The sequence below is a fragment of the Burkholderia sp. FERM BP-3421 genome, assembly GCF_028657905.1.
In the GTDB taxonomy this organism is placed as follows: domain Bacteria; phylum Pseudomonadota; class Gammaproteobacteria; order Burkholderiales; family Burkholderiaceae; genus Burkholderia.
This window is the reverse complement of record NZ_CP117781.1, coordinates 2021125-2037609: the sequence shown is the minus strand read 5'-3', so window position 1 is coordinate 2037609 and position 16485 is coordinate 2021125. Positions and strand designations below refer to the sequence as shown.

Genomic DNA, 16485 nt, shown 5'->3' with positions numbered 1-16485 from the left:
GCTATGCCGCGCGCAGCCACGCGAGCCAGTGGCGCAGCGGCTCCACGCGCTCCCAGGCTGCCTGCGTGAACCACAGCGCGCCGCTCCATGCGGCGGCCACGACCAGCAGGTCGCAGCGCCCGCTGTTCCACCAGCGCAGCGAATGACGCTTCCACAGCCACGGCACGCCGAGCGGATTCGGCCAGTCGGCGAGCAGGTGCATCAGGCCGCCGCAGGCGAAGCCGAGCAGCGGCGCGGCCCACAGCGGATGCGTATCGAGCGCGCGGTAGGCCATCACGAACGCGGCGAGCCAGCCGAGCCCCCAGTGCGTGACGGTGCGGTGCGTGACCCACAGCCGCCGCGTGCGGCTCCACCAGGCGACTTCGAGCCAGTCGGGCGCGGTGCCGCCCGCGACGCCCGCCGCGAATGCGACGAAGATGCCGACGTGCCACGGGCCCGCCGCGCCTGAATGCGCGATCAGGGTTGACGCGATGAGACCGGCAGCCCAGCCGGTCGCGTGATGTGCTGCCTGTGATGCCATGTCGACCTGCGTGTGTGCGCTGCAAAAAAGAAAGGGCGCTATCTTCGCAGAACGACGCATGCGTGGCGCATGTCGATGCATAAAACAGTCGATATCGCGACTAACGGCTACTATCGACGGCTTGGCGCGCGGCGGGATGCGGTCTGTTGCGGTGCGGCGGGATGGCGTCGGCGCGGCCCGCGGGCTTTTTGTATACCGACGCCACCATGTTATAAGCGCTGAGTGCATGCGTCGGCATGCATCCAGGACAACCCGTTAGGTGGGAGACAGGCAATGCGCATCGTGAATCGCTTCAGTACTTCGGCCGCCGTCGCGCTCGTGACGGCCGGCGTGACGGGCTTCATGCCGGTCGCGCCCGCGTTCGCGAAGGACGCGCCGCGCGCGGTGCTGACCAGTTCGGCGGTCGCGGTCGCCGACAAGTACAGCGCGGACGCGGCGGAGCAGATCCTCAAGGAAGGCGGCAACGCGATCGACGCCGCGGTGGCGATCGCGTTCACGCTGGCGGTCACGTATCCGGAGGCGGGCAACATCGGCGGCGGCGGCTTCATGACGATCTACAAGGACGGCCAGCCGTACTTCCTCGACTATCGCGAGCGCGCGCCGCTCGCGGCGACCCGCGACATGTACCTCGACAAGGAGGGCAAGGTCGTGCCGGGGATGAGCCTGTACGGCTATCGCGCGGCCGGCGTGCCCGGCACCGTGGCCGGCATGTGGGATGCGCAGAAGCGTTTCGGCAAGCTCAAGTGGAAGCAGGTGCTCGCGCCCGCGATCCACTACGCGCGCGACGGCTTCGTCGTCGACGAGCAGCTCGCGCAGCGCGGCGTCGACGCCTCGAAGGAATTCGGCGGCAAGACCAACTACGACCGCCACTTCGGCGCGATGAAGGCCGGCGCGACCTTCAAGCAGCCGGATCTCGCGGCGGTGCTCACGCGCATCTCGAACGACGGCGCGAAGGATTTCTACGACGGCAAGACCGCGGGCCTGATCGCGGATGCGATGAAGAAGGGCGGCGGGCTGATCACGCGCGAGGATCTCGCGCAGTATCGCGCGGTGTGGCGGCAGCCGATCGAGGCGAACTGGAACGGCTACCGCGTGATCACCGCGCCGCCGCCGAGTTCGGGCGGCATCGGCCTCGTGCAGCTGCTGAAGATGAAGGAGGACCGCAAGGCCGACTTCGACGGCGTCGCGCTCAATTCGCCGCAGTACGTGCATCTCGTCGCCGAGATCGAGAAGCGCGTGTTCGCCGATCGCGCGCAATACCTCGGCGACCCCGACTTCTACAAGGTGCCCGTCGCGCGGCTGACCGACGACGGCTACATCGCGCGGCGCGCGGCCGAAGTGAACCCGAGCGCGCCGTCGGACACCAAGAGCGTGCAGCCGGGCCTCGGCACCGCGATGCCGGAGAAGGCCGAGACCACGCACTTCTCGGTGGTCGACAAGTGGGGCAACGCGGTGTCGAACACCTACACGATCAACGGCTATTTCGGTTCGGGCGTGATCGCCGACGGCACGGGCATCGTGCTCAACGACGAGATGGACGATTTCTCCGCGAAACCGGGCGTCGCGAACATGTTCGGCGTGGTCGGCAGCGACGCGAACGCGATCGAGCCGAAGAAGCGGCCGCTGTCGTCGATGTCGCCGACCATCCTGACCAAGGACGGGCGGGTCGCGCTCGTGATCGGCACGCCGGGCGGCTCGCGGATCTTCACGTCGATCTTCCAGGTGATCAGCAACATCTACGACTTCAAGATGCCGCTGAAGGAGGCGGTCGGCGCGATGCGTTTCCATCACCAGCTGCTGCCGCCGAACACGATTTTCTGGGAGCCGTACCACCCGATCGACGGCGAACTGGCGAAGGGGATCGAGGAAAAGGGCTACACGCTGAAGGGGCAGGATTTCAGCGGGGATATCCAGGTGATCCAGATCGACGGCAATACGCCGGAGGCGGTGGCCGATCCGCGCGGCCGGGGCGTGACGCGGATCATCCGCTGAGCGGGTCCTCGACCTGACGCCCGGGCGCGCGCCCGGCGTCGAGCGCCGCCGCGCCGCGAGGCCCGGCGGCGATTTTTTTGGGTTCATCATGGATTTCCATGGCGGCCGTCGCGCAGCCCGCATGGGCGGGGTGTCGAGGTTCGAGAAAAAAGTCGCCGGGGGATGTCGATTCCGCCCGCGTCCGGCCGTCGAGCAGATGTGCGCGGGCGTGTGCGTCCGGCGCGCATCGAGACAGCCAACCCAGGAGAAACCAGCATGAGCGCTCCACTGCTCCCCGTCATCACCGTCTTTGAACGGTCGCCCGATCGCGGCCGGGGCCTCGCGCGCGACATGCGGGTCCGCTGGGCGCTGGAAGAAGCGGGCCAGCCTTACGCGGTTCGGCTGGTTTCGCTCAGTGCGATGAAGGAACCCGCGCATCGCGCGCGTCATCCTTTCGGGCAGATTCCGACCTATGAGGAAGGTGAACTCGTGCTGTTCGAATCAGGGGCGATCGTGCTCCATGTCGCGGAGCGCCATGCGGGCCTGCTCCCCGACGAGGCGAACGCCAGGGCGCGCGCGATCGCCTGGATGTTCGCCGCGATCAACACGGTCGAGCCGCCGATCCTCGATCTCCAGACCGCCCGGTTCCTGGAGAGCGACCAGAGCTGGTCCGCGCAGCGCCTGCCGCTCGTCCAGGAGCGCATCCGCGGCCGGCTGGGCGAGCTTGCCGAGCGCCTGGGCGGCGCGGATTGGCTCGACGGCGCGTTCAGCGCGGGTGACCTGATGATGGTGGCGGTGCTGATCCGGTTGCGGGCATCGCGCCTGCTGGACGCATATCCGAACCTCGCCGCCTACGTCGCGCGCGGCGAGGCGCGGCCCGCGTACCAGCGCGCCTTCGCGGCGCAGTTGGCGGTTTTCACCAGCCAGTCGCCGGCCGGCTGACGACGGCCGGCTGAGGCGTGGCGTCGTCATGGGTTTGCGCCGCGTCCTGGATGGCTCCTTCGTGCTTTCGCCTCGATAACACCGTGGACGCCGCGTCCACCGCGCGCGGATCTCGGTGCGGCTGAACGTCAGCGATCGGGCGCCCGGCGTCGGAACCGTGTTCGTCCGGCGTGGCGCCCCGGCATTCGCCCGGGCGCCATGCTTGCCGGAACGCGCGCGGCTCAGCGCGTCGTCGTCGCGGCGGGGGCGGCGTTGCTGTCGAGGAAGCCGTCGACGGCGACGAGCGACTGCTCGTCGAGCGTGCCGAGGATGCTCTTGAGTTTCAGTTGCAGCTTCAGCGCGTCGAGATAGCTGTCGAACAGCTTCTGACGGATCGTCGAGATGTCGGTGCGCAGGTTCAGCGTTTCGTAGGTCGTGCTGTAGCCGACCTGATGCGCCTTCAGCGACGATTCGTAGGCGAGCCGCGCGGCCTGCAGCGATTGTTGCAGCGCACGGATGCGCGTGCCGATCGATTCGAGCGCCGACAAGGTTTCGCGATGGTCGGTGCCGAGCGTCTGCTCGACTTCGCGCAGGCGGTTCTGGTACTGCGTCGCCACGTGTTCCGCCTCGACCTGCCGGTAATACACGCTGCCGCCCGAGAAGATCGGGATGGTCACCTGCACGCCCACCGCGCTCTGGTGGAAATCCGACGAATCGGTCAGGCCGCGCAGGTTCGGATTGAGGCCGCGCGAGTAGGACGCGAACAGGTCGACGGTCGGCAGGTGCTCGGCGCGGATGCGTTTCGCGGCGAGCCGCGCGACCTGCACGTCGCGATACGCGCGTTGATAGGCCGGGTTGTCCTGCGGCTGATAGTCGCCCGACGGGATGCGCGGCGAGGTGCCGCGCATCGCGAGCCGCGGCCAGCGCGCGAAATCGATGGTCGAGCCGAGCAGCGTCTCGTAGCGCGCGCGGCGCGCCTCGACCTCGGTGCGCGCCACCACCGAATCGGATTGCGCGAGGCTGCGGCGCGCCTCGATCTCGGCCGTGTCGCCGATCGTCTTCATGCCGAGCTGCGCCATGCGGCGCGTATCGCTTTCGAGCCGCGTGAGCGCGTTCACCTCGTCGTCGGCGGATTGCTGCTTCTCGCGCGCGCTGAGCAGGTCGAAACACGCGTCGGACACGCGCAGGATCAGCTCCTGTTTCGCCACCTCGAACTGCTGGCGCGCCGATTCCTCGAATTCCTTCGCGCGGCTCAGATCGTACAGATAGGGCATGTTGAACAGCGCCTGCGTGACCTGCGCCGCGCCATACGCCGCCGTGCTGTTGCTGGAGACATCGAGGCCGAACAGGTTCGCGTGGGTGCCGTAGCGGCCCCATTCGAGCTGCATGCTGGCCTGCGGCAGCATCTGCGCGCGGGCCTGCGGATACTTCTGCCGCGCGGCGTCGTATTCCGCCTGCGCCTGCAGGAATTTCGGATCATTCGTGAGTGCGTGCTGATACGCGTCGTCGAGACAAAAGGCGAATGCGCTGGAACCGGTGCCCAGTAGCGCGACCGCAACGCCGACCATTAGGTAAGTCATACGAACATTCACGCTGTGGAAATTTCTTGATAGGTGAAAACCCGTACGCCGAAATGCGGTTGTCATGTACGCGCCGCGTGTTTCAAACATCGTCGCCTCCATCCTTCGCGCAGCGCCAAGGCATGCGCGCATTCATTTAAACGTTTTAATTGAGAGGTTTAAACAGATGCCGCTTTAGTATCATTTTCCGACGCCGAAAAACCCTTATATAAGACCGGCCGGCCACCTTGTATCCAAACTGAGCGCATGATAGCCTGAATTCGGCTCGTAATCGTGGCGATAATCAAATAAATGTCGTTCGATTATTAATGCCATTGGCATATCAATGAAGGTTCTCTGCGTCATCTTTATTCTTTACGAGGAGATAGTTATGAAGGTCATGACGATGGAACAGGCCAAGCAAGTGCATGGCGGCGGCCCGATCAGCTCGCTGGGCAGCCTCGCGGTGGCAGCCGCACCGGTGATGACGGCGCTCGGCCAGTTCCTGCCGACGCTCGGCGGCTACCTGCAGAACCCGAAGTCGTTCAACAGCAACGGCAAGTAAGGGCGCGCCAACGCCCGCGCGGGGAGGCGCCCCCCGCGCGAAACAGGTGTATCAGAATGAAAAGCCATTCCGTCGTCAATTGGAATAAATAACGATTATTCCCGAATTCCGGATATTGACCGGCGGTGAATCAGGAGACAGCGATGTCGAGGCATCCTCGCGCGCGGCGGGCCGGTCGGGCCGTCGGTAAACGGGCGGGACGATGACATCCACGGAGATAAGGCCACCCCAATGCAAGCCATCTCGAAACAGCAGGCACGCCAGATCAACGGCGGCGGTTCGATGTACGCGGGCTCTGCCGCGTACACCGTCGCGCTGGCGAACCAGGCGATCACCCCCGTGATCAACGGGCTCATGACGCAATACCAGGCGCAGGCCGCCAGCCAACTGAAAATCGCGCTCGGGTCGAGCTGACCCGCGTCCCGCATTCGCCGCCGCCGCGCCCGGCTGACCGGGCGCGGCGCCCGTGTCGCGTCCGCGCGCGGCCGTTTCGCGACGGCCGGCTTGCGCGCGGACCGGCCTTGCCGTGTTCAGCGTATGTCCGCCCATGCTGTTCAATACGAATAAAGTCAGGCCAGTCCTGCAAGACGAGGTGACGGAGTGCGGTCTGGCGTGCCTGGCGATGATCGCGACCTGGCACGGCCGGGAGACGACCCTGCGCACGCTGCGCAACCGCTATCCGGTGAAGATCGATTCCGGCTTGTCGTTCTTCGATCTGATGGAGATCGCGAACGACCTCGGGATGCGCGCGCGCGGGCTGCAATTCGACGCGGCCGAACTCGATGCGCTGAAGCTGCCGTGCATCCTGCACTGGGGGATGAACCACTACGTGGTGCTGACCCAGGTCTGCTACGGCACCGTGCACATCATCGATCCGGCGCTCGGCGAGACCCGCCTGCCGCTCACGCAGGCGCTCACGCACATCACCGGCTACGCGCTGGAACTCAATCCCGACATCGGTTTCAAGCACGCGGGGCCGGGCGACCGGATCCGGCTGCGCGACTACCTGGTCGGCCTGACGGGAATCCGCAAGAGCATCCTGCTCGGCGTCGCGGGCGGAGTGGCCGCGCAGTTGCTGCTGCTGCTCGGGCCGTCTTACGTGCAGCTGACGATCGACGAGGCGCTCAAGAAGACCGACATCGACATCCTGTACCTGCTGACGATCCTGTTCGGCATCGTGTTCCTGTTCGACACGCTGTATGCGAACCTGGTCGGCAACATCAAGAGCTACCTGCGCAACATCGTCGCGCAGCAGTTGTCGTCGAACATGGTCGGCCATCTCGCGCGCCTGCCGATCGCCTATTTCCTGTTCCACAACACCGGCGATTCGATCTCGCGCGTGGCCTCGGTGGCGGAGATCGGCCGCTTCCTGGTCGACGGGCTGATCGGCGGGCTGCTGAACGTGGTGACCTGCGTGCTGACGCTCGTGCTGATGCTGTATTACAGCCCGGTGCTCGCGGGCATCAGCCTCGCGGGGATGGTGCTGTTCGCACTGAGCCGCCTTGCGATCCAGCCGCAGCTGCAGGACGCGATGTCGCAGATCCTGACGCGCGGCGCGGAGGCCGATGCGCTGCTGATCGAGAACATCCGTTCCGCGCACTCGATCAAGCTGCTGTCGTCGGAAACCTCGCGCAGCAACCTGTGGGTCAACGCGTTCACGCAGAAGCTGCAGGCGATCCGCCAGCAGGAGCGCCTGCAACTGCTGTTCGACGCGATCTCGAAGGGGATCGTGCACGTCGAGCAGCTCGTGATCGTCACGTACGGCGCGTGGCTCGTGATGCACGGGCAGAGCACGATCGGCATCATCTACGCGTTCATCCAGTACAAGAACCTGTTCGCGGACAAGTTCATCGACTCGATCCAGCTTTACCTGCGGCGCAACATCCTGCAGGTGCACATGGATCGCGTGGCCGACGTGCTGCAGGCCGAGACGGAGGAGCCCGCGCCCGATGCGGCGGTGCGGCCGATCGACGGCTTCGACGGCGCGCTGTCGATCCGCGCGCTCAGCTATACGCCGAAGGGCGGCAGCCGGCCGATCCTGCACGGCATCGACCTCGACGTGCCGGCGGGCGCGAAGATCGCGATCGTCGGCCGCACGGGCAGCGGCAAGACCACGCTGCTCAACCTGATCTGCGGGCTGTACGCGCCTGCGCCCGGCGCCGTGTTCGTGGGCGGGGTCGATCTCACCGAGGTCAACCTGCGGCTGTACCGCCGGCACATCGCCGCCGTCACGCAGTCCGACCAGCTATTTCGCGGCACGATCCGCGACAACATCACCAATTTCGCGCCCGCGCCGCGGCTGACGGCGATGTTCGAGGCAGCCCGGCTCGCGTGCATCCACGACGAGGTCGAGCAGTTGGACCATCGCTACGACACGCCGCTCGGCGATACGCAGAAATTCCTGTCGGCGGGGCAGATGCAGCGCCTCCTGATCGCGCGGGCGCTGTACTGCGAACCGCGCCTGCTGATCCTCGACGAGTTCTCGTCGAACCTCGACCAGGCGACCACCCACGAGATCTGCCGCAACGTGCTGACGCTGCCGTGCACGATCGTGCTGGTCACGCACGACGCGTCGATCCTGTCGATGGTCGACCGTATCTACGAGATGCGCGACGGGGTGCTGAGCGTCGCGGATCCGGCTCACTATCTGGCGGAGGCGTCGCGATGAACCTGCTGCGGCTGTTCCTGTTCAATGCATTTTCCTACGCCTATTTCGTGCGCCGCGTGGTGCGGCGCGTCGCGCTCGCGCGGCCGCCCGAGCGCGGCCTGCGCATGATGAACGGTTGCGCGTGCACCTGCCTGCGGCTGTTCCCGTCGATCCGCCAGTCGATCGAGACCTCGGTGAGGCATCTGCTCGGCGCGCATCTGAACGACGATCCGCTGCGCATTCGCGGCGTGGCGAACGGCATCGTGCGCGAGCTGTTCGAGGCCGAGGCGGCGGGCCTGATGCTGCGCTCGCACAGCCTCGCGTCGATGAAGGCGCTGCTCGACCGGATGGATTGCCACGGCGAGCCCGAGCTGCACGAGGCGCTCGCGCGCGGCGGCCCGCTGATGCTCGCGGGGCTGCATTTCGGCAACCTGATGCTGTTCGTCACGAAGCTTCGGTTCCTGGTGCCCGCCGATCGCAAGCTGATGATCGTGATGCACAAGGACGCGCCGGGCGCGTTCTTCGACGATGCGAACCGTCTCGTCAACGAATACGGCGCGGGCCGGATCGAGCTGATCGACATCGAGCAGCGCGTGCATCTGCGGCGGCTGGTCGTGAGCCTGAAGCGCGAGCAGCCGGTGTTCCTGCTGTTCTCCGACCTGCACGGCCGCTTCGGCAAGACCAACCCGTGCCGCCTCGGCGGGCGCTGGGTCAGGCTCGCGGGCGGCGGGGTGAAGCTCGCCGTCGAGCACGACATTCCACTGCTCGTCTCGTATGCGACCGGCGTGCCGTTCCGCGACCGCTGCGCCGTGCATTTCGTGCAGTTGGACGCGCCCGTCGCGCCGCGCTTCCTCGGCGACGCCGAGCAGCGCTCGCCGGTGCTGGCCACGCACCAGCGCATCGTCGACCGGCTCGAGGCGGCGCTCCTCGCGCACCCTGAACAATGGCACTTCTGGGAACACTTCACGCCCTACCTGATGCCTTCGCCGCTGCTGGAGCCCGATGCGTACGCCGCGTCGCGCGCGTGGCGCCATTCCTGACGAGCCGACCCCATGCCCACCTGGATCACGACGCTTCGAGAACAGAAGACGCCGCGCAAGCTGATGCGCGGCACGACGTTCGGCACCGTCATCAACGGCGTGGTCGACGTGCCGGTGTCGATGCGCTTCTTCTGCTACCTGTCGATCGCGATGTTCGCGGCGTTCATCGTCGCGCTGATCAACCTGACCTATGCGAACACCGAGAGCGTGATGGGCATGCTGACGCCGCGCGCGGGGCTGATCGGCGTCGGCGCGCCGCCGGGCTGGGCGGTGCGCGACGTGTTCGTCGGCAAGGACCAGCGCGTGCGCGCGGGCGACAAGCTGCTGAGCGTCACGCGCGACACGAGTTTCGTCACCCAGGTCAACAACGTGCAGGGGATGCGCGAGGCGATCAAGCGGCAGCGCGTCGAGGTCGATCAGCAGATGGACGCGGCGCGGCTCGAATACCGCTCGACGCTCGACCAGATCAATCAGCAGATCGGCGCGCTCGGCGAGAGCCGGGGCTTGATCGACAAGCAGATCCAGGACCAGAAACGCATCATGTCGGAGTACGAAGAGCGGCGCGGGCGCGTGAAGCAGCTGCTGGACGAGCAGGTCGTCACGCTGGAGCAGTACAACCAGGTGAACACGCAGTTCCTGCAGGCGAGCCAGGCCTACCAGGACCTGCTGCTGCGCAAGGCCGACCTCGTGAAGAACGGCATGAAGCTGCGCGGCGACCTGGAGACGGTGCAGAGCAAGTACGACGGCTCGAACGCGGAACTGAAGATCAAGCAGGAGGAGTTGAATTCGAAGGAATTCAATATCGACGAGACCGTGAACCAGGTGCTGTATGCGCCGGCGGACGGCCAGATCGTGCGGCTCGACGTGGTGAAGGGCAGCGTGATCGACCCGCCCGGCACGCGCGTGGTCGAGATCCTGCCCGCGCGCGCCGACGGCCTGATCGCGGAGCTGTACATTCCGTCGTCGAAGGCCGGCTTCGTGAAGCCGGGGCAGGAGGTGAAGCTGGCCTACGGCAGCTATCCGGTCGAGAAGTTCGGCACCTATCGCGGCAAGCTGCTGTCGGTGTCGCCCGTCGCGTTCACGGCGAAGGAGCTGAACCTGCCGGCCGATTCCGGGCCGCCGCAGACCTATTTCAAGTGCTGGGTCGAGCTGTCCGACCGCGCGCCGCGCTTCGAGGGCAAGCCGCTGGCGCTGAAGGCGGGGATGACGCTGAAGGCTGACATCGTGCTGGAAAAGCGCAGCCTGCTCGAATGGTTGTTCGAGCCGCTGTACCGGATCCGCCAGCGGATGTTCGGCACGCCGGCCTGAGCCGATGCGGATCGGCTCGTCGCACCGTCGTCCCGGCACCCCGCGCAGCGTGCGCGCGCCGCTGCATGCGCCGCTGCGTACGCCACTGTCCTGCTGGCTGGGCGCGACGCTGATCGCGTGGGCCTGCTCGGCGCACGCGCAGGGCCTGCCGCGCGCGCCGCTCGGCGCGGACGGCATCGGTTTCCTGCCGGGCGGCGACGCGCCGGGTTTCGACGCGGACGCCTGGGGGCCCACGCTCGCGCCCGGCGAGCGGCGCGCGCGGCCGGTCGGCCCGCCCGTGGAGGCGATGCCGCCGCCCGAACCGCGCCGCCTGAGCGCGGAAAAGCTCACGCTCGGCCAGCGCGCGCCGGGCGCCGCGCCTGCCGCGCCGCCGGGGCGCGACGGCATCGGCTTCGCGGACGACGACAGCGACGGCGACGACGGCCGCCCCCGCCGCGACGCCGACGCCGAGGCGTCGCCCGCGCCCGCGCCCGGCGGCGCCGAGCCCGTGCGGCCGCCGGCGGGCGCGTCGCCGCGCTTCGTCGCGGGCGTGCGCTACGACCGGATGCCGTACGAACTGCATCCGATCGACCCGGATCGGCTGCCCGATCTGCCGGCGGCGCAGGGGCCGTCGCTGATGGAGCAGCTCGAAGGCGACGATCGCAACATGATCGGCGTCGGCTGGCACTTCGTGGCGACCACGGGCCGCTCGACGCCGGTCGTGACGAAGACGGGCGCGCTGGGGCTCGGCAGTTTCACGAACCCGGGCAGCCAGGTCTCGCTGAGCAACACCAACACGCTCGCGATGACGTTCACGCATTTCTTCACCGAGCACTGGGCGGCCGAGCTGGGCGCAGGCATTCCGCCGATCCTGACGCTGCGCGGCCACGGCGGCATCGGCCTGCCGCTCGACAAGATCTTCCCGGGCGTGTCGGGCAAGCTGCCGCTGATCGACCTCGGCAATGCCGACAGCAATCCGCTCGGCTCGACGCGCGCCTGGCTCGCGTCGACCGTCTTCAAGTACTACCTCGGCGAGCGCGACGACCGCTTCCGGCCATTCGTCGGGCTCGGCATCAGCTATGCGCGCTTCACCAGCACCAATCTCACGGCCGTGTTCGACCGGAAACTCGCGTCGCTGGGGGGATTGCTGGCGGCGGGCGACAAGATCGGTTCGCTGCAGTCGCTGCTGCAGGACCCGGACGCGATCCAGAAGCTGCTGGAGGCGGGCGCGAATCTGGCCTTGCCGGCGCACACGACCGTGTCGGCGACGATCAAGAGCGTCTGGGAGCCGGTCTTCACGGTCGGCGCGAGCTATCAGATCACGCGGCGGCTGTGGGTGACGGGCATGATCACCTATATTCCGCTGCGCACGACGATCACGCTCAACATCAACCAGCCGAGCGGCGTGCTCGCGTCGAACACGACGGATATCGCCGCGAATCCGGTGCTGGGGACGGTTCTGCTCAATTATCGGTTTTGAGCCGGTAATCCCGCTGACATTCGCACCTGCGATAATCGGGGCAATACCCTGCGATGCGGAAGGAGGCGGAACATGAACGAGAACGATGCGCGGCCCGGCGCGACGGACCTGCACGGGCGGCGGCGCCAGCTTGAGGAAGACCTGGTCGACGCCTACGACGAAGAACTCGAAATGGAGCTGGACGACCGCCGTTTCGACAGCGACGACCTGCTGTTCAGCGCCGAGCGTCGCGAGGCGCGCAAGCACTATTTCCGCGAGCTGTTCCGGCTGCAGGGCGAACTGGTGAAGCTGCAGGACTGGGTCGTGAGCACCGGCCACCGGCTCGTCGTGATCTTCGAGGGCCGCGACGCGGCCGGCAAGGGCGGCGTGATCAAGCGCATCACGCAGCGCCTGAACCCGCGCGTGTGCCGTGTCGCGGCGCTGCCCGCGCCGAACAACCGCGAGCGCACCCAGTGGTATTTCCAGCGTTACGCCGCGCATCTGCCGGCGGGCGGCGAGATCGTGCTGTTCGACCGCAGCTGGTACAACCGCGCGGGCGTCGAGCGCGTGATGAACTTCTGCACCGACGATGAGTATGAGGAATTCTTCCGCTCGGTGCCGGAGTTCGAGAAGATGCTCGCGCGCAGCGGGATCCAGATCGTCAAGTACTGGTTCTCGATCACCGACGAGGAGCAGGAGTCGCGCTTCCACAGCCGCATCGAGGATCCGCTCAAGCAGTGGAAGCTGAGCCCGATGGACCTGGAAAGCCGGCGTCGCTGGGAGGATTACACGGCGGCGAAGGAAGAGATGCTCGCGCGCACGCACATCCCGGAGGCGCCGTGGTGGGTCGTGCAGGCGGTCGACAAGAAGCGCGCGCGCCTGAACTGCATCCACCACCTGCTGAGCCAGGTGCCGTACCACGAGGTCGAGCGCGAGGCGGTGCAGCTGCCGAGTCGCGAGCACCACGCCGACTACATCCGGCGTCCGGTGCCGGCCGACATGATGGTGCCGGAATTGCCTCCGCCGTCGGGGGATTGACAAACGCGCGGGCATCGCCGATGCTTGCGCCCATGAACCGTCACGGCTTTCCGATCGCGCGCATTATTACCATCATTCTCCGAATGGTGGGTTAGCGCACGTATCAAGCTGTCACGACAACCCGCCCCACGAGGCGGGTTTTTTGTTTCCGTCTCCTGGGATCCGACACGCACCAGGAGCTTCCCATGCAGACCTTCGACGCGGCGCTCGCCGAGCCCGACACCGAGACCGACGCCGCCGCGCCCCGCGCCCGTCCGTTCGACGCTTACCTGAAGCGGATCCTGAATGCGCGCGTCTACGACGTCGCCGTGGAAACCGCGCTCGAACCCGCGCGCGATCTGTCCGCGCGCCTGCGCAATCCGGTCTGGCTGAAGCGCGAGGATACCCAGCCGGTGTTCTCGTTCAAGATCCGCGGGGCGTACAACAAGATGGCGAACCTGCCCGCCGACGTGCGCGCGCGCGGCGTGATCACCGCGTCGGCGGGCAACCACGCGCAGGGCGTGGCGCTCGCGGCGGCGCGGCTCGGCGTCAAGGCAACCATCGTGGTGCCGCGCACCGCGCCCCAGGTGAAGGTCGACGCGGTGCGCGCGCATGGGGGCGCGGCGGTCGAGGTGGTGCTGGCCGGCGAGTCGTACAGCGACGCCTATGCGCACGCGCTCGAACTGCAACGCGCGCGCGATCTCGCCTTCATCCCCGCGTTCGACGATCCCGACGTGATCGCCGGCCAGGGCACCGTGGCGAAGGAGCTGCTGCATCAGCACCCGGGGCCGATCCACGCGATCTTCGTGCCGATCGGCGGCGGCAGCCTCGCGGCCGGCGTGGCGGCCTACGTGAAGGCGCTGCGCCCGGAGATCCGCGTGATCGGCGTGCAGACCGAGGATTCGTGCGCGATGGCGCAGTCGTTGCGCGCGGGCGAACGGGTCGAGCTGGCCGAGGTCGGGCTGTTCTCCGACGGCACGGCGGTCAAGCTGGTCGGCGCGGAGACGTTCAGGCTGTGCAGTCTGTATCTCGACGAGGTATTGACGGTCGACAGCGACGCGCTGTGTGCGGCGATCAAGGACGTGTTCCAGGACACCCGCGGCGTGCTGGAGCCCGCGGGTGCGCTCGCGGTGGCCGGGGCGAAGCGGTATGCGGCGCGCGAGGGGATCGAAGGCCGGACGCTCGTGGCGATCACCTCGGGCGCGAACATGAACTTCGACCGGCTGCGCTTCGTCGCGGAGCGCGCCGAGGTCGGCGAGGCGCGCGAGGCGGTGTTCGCGGTCACCTTGCCCGAGGTGCGCGGCAGCTTCCGGCGATTGTGCGAACGGATCGGCGAGCGCAACGTGACGGAGTTCAACTACCGCATCGCGGATGCGCGCACGGCGCATCTGTTCGTCGGCGTGCAGATCCGGCAGCGCGACGAATCGGCCCGGATCGCGGCCGATTTCGAGGCGCACGGCTTCGCGACCGTCGATCTGTCGGGCGACGAATTGGCGAAGCAGCACGTGCGCTACATGGTCGGCGGGCGTTCGCCGCTCGCGCGCGACGAGCGGCTGTTCCGCTTCGAGTTTCCGGAGCGGCCGGGCGCGCTGATGAAGTTCCTGTCGGCGATGGCGCCCGACTGGAACGTGAGCCTGTTCCATTACCGCAATCAGGGTGCCGATTGCAGCTCGATCCTGGTCGGCCTGCAGGTGCCGCCCGCCGACGAGGCGGCGTTCGCGGGATTTCTCGCGACGCTCGGCTACCCGTATCGCGAGGAAAGCGGCAATCCCGCGTACCGGCTGTTCCTCGCCTGACGCAGGCGGGTCAGCGCAGCTTCCAGATGCCCCAGATGGCGATCAGCAGACCGGCGCCGAAGCCGATGCCCAGCAGGAGGTAGGTGTTCATGACGAGGGGGAGGCGGGTTGCGGGGTTCCCGCATTATCCGCGCGCCACGGCGCCGCGCGGGCGTGTAATCGCGCTGAAGGGCGCGCGCAGGCGCGGTGACAGAAGCGGGGCGCTACAATCCGCGCGTCGCCGTCGAGCCGATCCGGTTCGGCCGTTATCCATTCTTGGCCGCCCATGTCAGGTTCCACCGCACCTCGTCCGCTTTCCGCTTCCCGCCTGCGCTGGCTGGCCTTGTGGGGGCCGGGCCTGCTCGTGATGCTCGCCGACTGCGACGCCGGCAATGTCGTCACGGCGGCGCAGGCCGGCGCGGAATGGGGCGCGCGCCTGCTGCCGCTGCTGCTCGCGCTGATTCCGCTGCTGTACGTGGTGCAGGCGCTGACCGTGCGGCTCGGCATCTTCACCGGGCGCGGTCACGGCGAGCTGGTGCGCGCGCACTTCGGCGCGGGGTGGGCGTGGGTCTCCGTCGCGGGCCTCGTGGTGGCCGTGCTCGGCTCGCTCGTGACCGAGTTCACCGGGGTCGCGGGCGTGGGCGAGATGTTCGGCGTGCCGCGCGGGGTGAGCCTCGCGCTCGCGGTGCTGGTGCTCGTGCTGGTGGCGCTGACGGGCTCGCACCGGCGCGTCGACAAGGTCGCGATGCTGATCGGCGGCTTCGAGCTGATGTTCTTCGCGGTCGCCTGGAAGGCCGCGCCCGACTGGCACGCGCTCGCCGCGCAGGCCTTGCGCCCGCCGCTCGGCGATCCGCATTTCGCCTACCTGGCCGCCGCGCTGATCGGCGCGACCTTCAATCCGTGGATGGTGTTCTACCAGCAGGCGGCCGTGGTCGACCAGCGGCTCGGGCCCGACGACTATCGCGCGGCGCGCGTCGAGACCGCGCTCGGCGCGGTGCTCACGCAATGCCTGACTGGGGCGGTGCTGGTCGCGGCCGCGGCGACGCTCGCGGGCGCGCCGCATGCGCTGCAAAGCGTCGGCGAGATCAGCGTCGCGCTCGAACCGGTGATGGGCGCGGCCGCCGCGCGCGTGCTGTTCGGCGCGGGCGTGCTGGGCGCGTCGATGGTCGCGGCGATCGTCTGTTCGCTGGCGCTCGCGTGGGGGCTCGGCGAGGTCGCCGGCTATTCGCGCTCGCTCGAAGCGCGGCCCGCGCGCGCGCCGTGGTTCTACGGCATCTACGGCGCGGCCGTCGTGGGCTGCGCGGGGATCGTATGGGCGGTGCCTGACCTCGTGTCCTTGAACGTCGCCGCGCAGGTGGTCAACGCGGTGATGCTGCCGCTCGTGATCGGCCTGCTGGTCGCGCTGGCGGCGACCGCGCTGCCGCCCGCCCAGCGCCTGCGCGGCGCGCGGCTATGGAGCGTGGCGGCGATCGCGCTGGCGGTCAGCGCGGCCGGGGTCGCGGGCGCGGTGTTCGGCTGGCTCGCGTGAGCCGGGGCGAGGGGGCGCTCGACGCCTCGGTGGAACATGTCGCCGACAGCGCCGCGCGCTCTTGAGCACGCACGCAGTGCCAGGATGGGCATGGCGGAGCCGATGCCGCCCCGGCCGATCCGGCTCGCGCGGAGGCGGGCCGGATCGGGTTCCGTCTTGCCGTGCGTTTGCTTGACGGAACGGGCGGCGAGCCGCC

At 68.0% G+C, this 16485-nt stretch carries 13 protein-coding genes; 11 read left to right on the top strand and 2 right to left on the bottom strand.

Annotated features, from left to right (window positions below; genetic code table 11):
• Position 1: 1 nt before the first annotated feature.
• The gene (locus tag Bsp3421_RS11985; RefSeq protein ID WP_273996176.1) at positions 2–520 is read right to left on the bottom strand and encodes a metal-dependent hydrolase; all 519 of its coding nucleotides are present in this window, start codon (positions 518–520) and stop codon (positions 2–4) included.
• 273 nt (positions 521–793) lie between these two features.
• Here Bsp3421_RS11985 and ggt point away from each other — a divergent pair, with 273 nt between their 5' ends.
• A complete protein-coding gene (gene ggt, locus Bsp3421_RS11980) occupies positions 794–2512 on the top strand; it encodes a gamma-glutamyltransferase (protein WP_273996175.1) in 1719 nt (572 codons plus the stop codon).
• Between the two features lie 255 nt (positions 2513–2767).
• A complete protein-coding gene (locus tag Bsp3421_RS11975; RefSeq protein WP_273998365.1) occupies positions 2768–3433 on the top strand; it encodes a glutathione S-transferase family protein in 666 nt (221 codons plus the stop codon).
• Between the two features lie 221 nt (positions 3434–3654).
• Here the strand turns inward: Bsp3421_RS11975 and Bsp3421_RS11970 are convergent, their stop codons facing one another.
• Positions 3655–4992 (bottom strand): TolC family protein, encoded by a 1338-nt coding sequence (locus tag Bsp3421_RS11970; protein ID WP_273996174.1) that lies wholly within the window; start codon positions 4990–4992, stop codon positions 3655–3657.
• A 370-nt stretch (positions 4993–5362) separates the two neighbouring features.
• Between Bsp3421_RS11970 and Bsp3421_RS11965 the strand changes: the two genes are divergently transcribed.
• The 9 genes from Bsp3421_RS11965 (at position 5363) to Bsp3421_RS11925 (ending at position 16289) form a co-directional block, all read left to right on the top strand.
• Positions 5363–5536, top strand: a complete 174-nt coding sequence (locus Bsp3421_RS11965) for a hypothetical protein (protein WP_273996173.1) — start codon at positions 5363–5365, stop codon at positions 5534–5536.
• Positions 5537–5767: 231 nt separating this feature from the next.
• Positions 5768–5950, top strand: coding sequence for a hypothetical protein (locus Bsp3421_RS11960; protein ID WP_273996172.1), 183 nt, complete (start codon positions 5768–5770; stop codon positions 5948–5950).
• A gap of 133 nt (positions 5951–6083) precedes the next feature.
• A complete protein-coding gene (locus tag Bsp3421_RS11955) occupies positions 6084–8204 on the top strand; it encodes a peptidase domain-containing ABC transporter (protein ID WP_273996171.1) in 2121 nt (706 codons plus the stop codon).
• On the top strand, positions 8201–9223 hold the full coding sequence (locus Bsp3421_RS11950; protein ID WP_273996170.1) for a hypothetical protein: 1023 nt from the start codon (positions 8201–8203) through the stop codon (positions 9221–9223). The genes Bsp3421_RS11955 and Bsp3421_RS11950 overlap by 4 nt, the downstream gene beginning before the upstream one ends.
• 12 nt (positions 9224–9235) lie before the next feature.
• Positions 9236–10531 (top strand): HlyD family secretion protein, encoded by a 1296-nt coding sequence (locus tag Bsp3421_RS11945; RefSeq protein WP_273996169.1) that lies wholly within the window; start codon positions 9236–9238, stop codon positions 10529–10531.
• Between the two features lie 10 nt (positions 10532–10541).
• On the top strand, positions 10542–11990 hold the full coding sequence (locus Bsp3421_RS11940; protein ID WP_443111511.1) for an OmpW family outer membrane protein: 1449 nt from the start codon (positions 10542–10544) through the stop codon (positions 11988–11990).
• A gap of 72 nt (positions 11991–12062) precedes the next feature.
• Entirely contained in the window at positions 12063–13007 is a 945-nt protein-coding gene (ppk2, locus tag Bsp3421_RS11935) for a polyphosphate kinase 2 (RefSeq protein WP_273996168.1), read from the top strand.
• A gap of 185 nt (positions 13008–13192) precedes the next feature.
• Positions 13193–14782, top strand: a complete 1590-nt coding sequence (gene ilvA / locus Bsp3421_RS11930; protein ID WP_273996167.1) for a threonine ammonia-lyase, biosynthetic — start codon at positions 13193–13195, stop codon at positions 14780–14782.
• A gap of 265 nt (positions 14783–15047) precedes the next feature.
• Positions 15048–16289, top strand: a complete 1242-nt coding sequence (locus tag Bsp3421_RS11925) for an NRAMP family divalent metal transporter (RefSeq protein WP_273996166.1) — start codon at positions 15048–15050, stop codon at positions 16287–16289.
• Positions 16290–16485 lie beyond the last annotated feature (196 nt).

Coding starts and splice junctions, on each gene's coding strand:
- ggt (WP_273996175.1), top strand. CDS start 794: ATGCGCATCGTGAATCGCTTCAGTACTTCGGCCGCCGTCGCGCTCGTG.
- Bsp3421_RS11985 (WP_273996176.1), bottom strand. CDS start 520: ATGGCATCACAGGCAGCACATCACGCGACCGGCTGGGCTGCCGGTCTC.
- Bsp3421_RS11955 (WP_273996171.1), top strand. CDS start 6,084: ATGCTGTTCAATACGAATAAAGTCAGGCCAGTCCTGCAAGACGAGGTG.
- Bsp3421_RS11965 (WP_273996173.1), top strand. CDS start 5,363: ATGAAGGTCATGACGATGGAACAGGCCAAGCAAGTGCATGGCGGCGGC.
- Bsp3421_RS11945 (WP_273996169.1), top strand. CDS start 9,236: ATGCCCACCTGGATCACGACGCTTCGAGAACAGAAGACGCCGCGCAAG.
- Bsp3421_RS11970 (WP_273996174.1), bottom strand. CDS start 4,992: ATGACTTACCTAATGGTCGGCGTTGCGGTCGCGCTACTGGGCACCGGT.
- ilvA (WP_273996167.1), top strand. CDS start 13,193: ATGCAGACCTTCGACGCGGCGCTCGCCGAGCCCGACACCGAGACCGAC.
- Bsp3421_RS11975 (WP_273998365.1), top strand. CDS start 2,768: ATGAGCGCTCCACTGCTCCCCGTCATCACCGTCTTTGAACGGTCGCCC.
- Bsp3421_RS11960 (WP_273996172.1), top strand. CDS start 5,768: ATGCAAGCCATCTCGAAACAGCAGGCACGCCAGATCAACGGCGGCGGT.
- ppk2 (WP_273996168.1), top strand. CDS start 12,063: ATGAACGAGAACGATGCGCGGCCCGGCGCGACGGACCTGCACGGGCGG.
- Bsp3421_RS11950 (WP_273996170.1), top strand. CDS start 8,201: ATGAACCTGCTGCGGCTGTTCCTGTTCAATGCATTTTCCTACGCCTAT.
- Bsp3421_RS11925 (WP_273996166.1), top strand. CDS start 15,048: ATGTCAGGTTCCACCGCACCTCGTCCGCTTTCCGCTTCCCGCCTGCGC.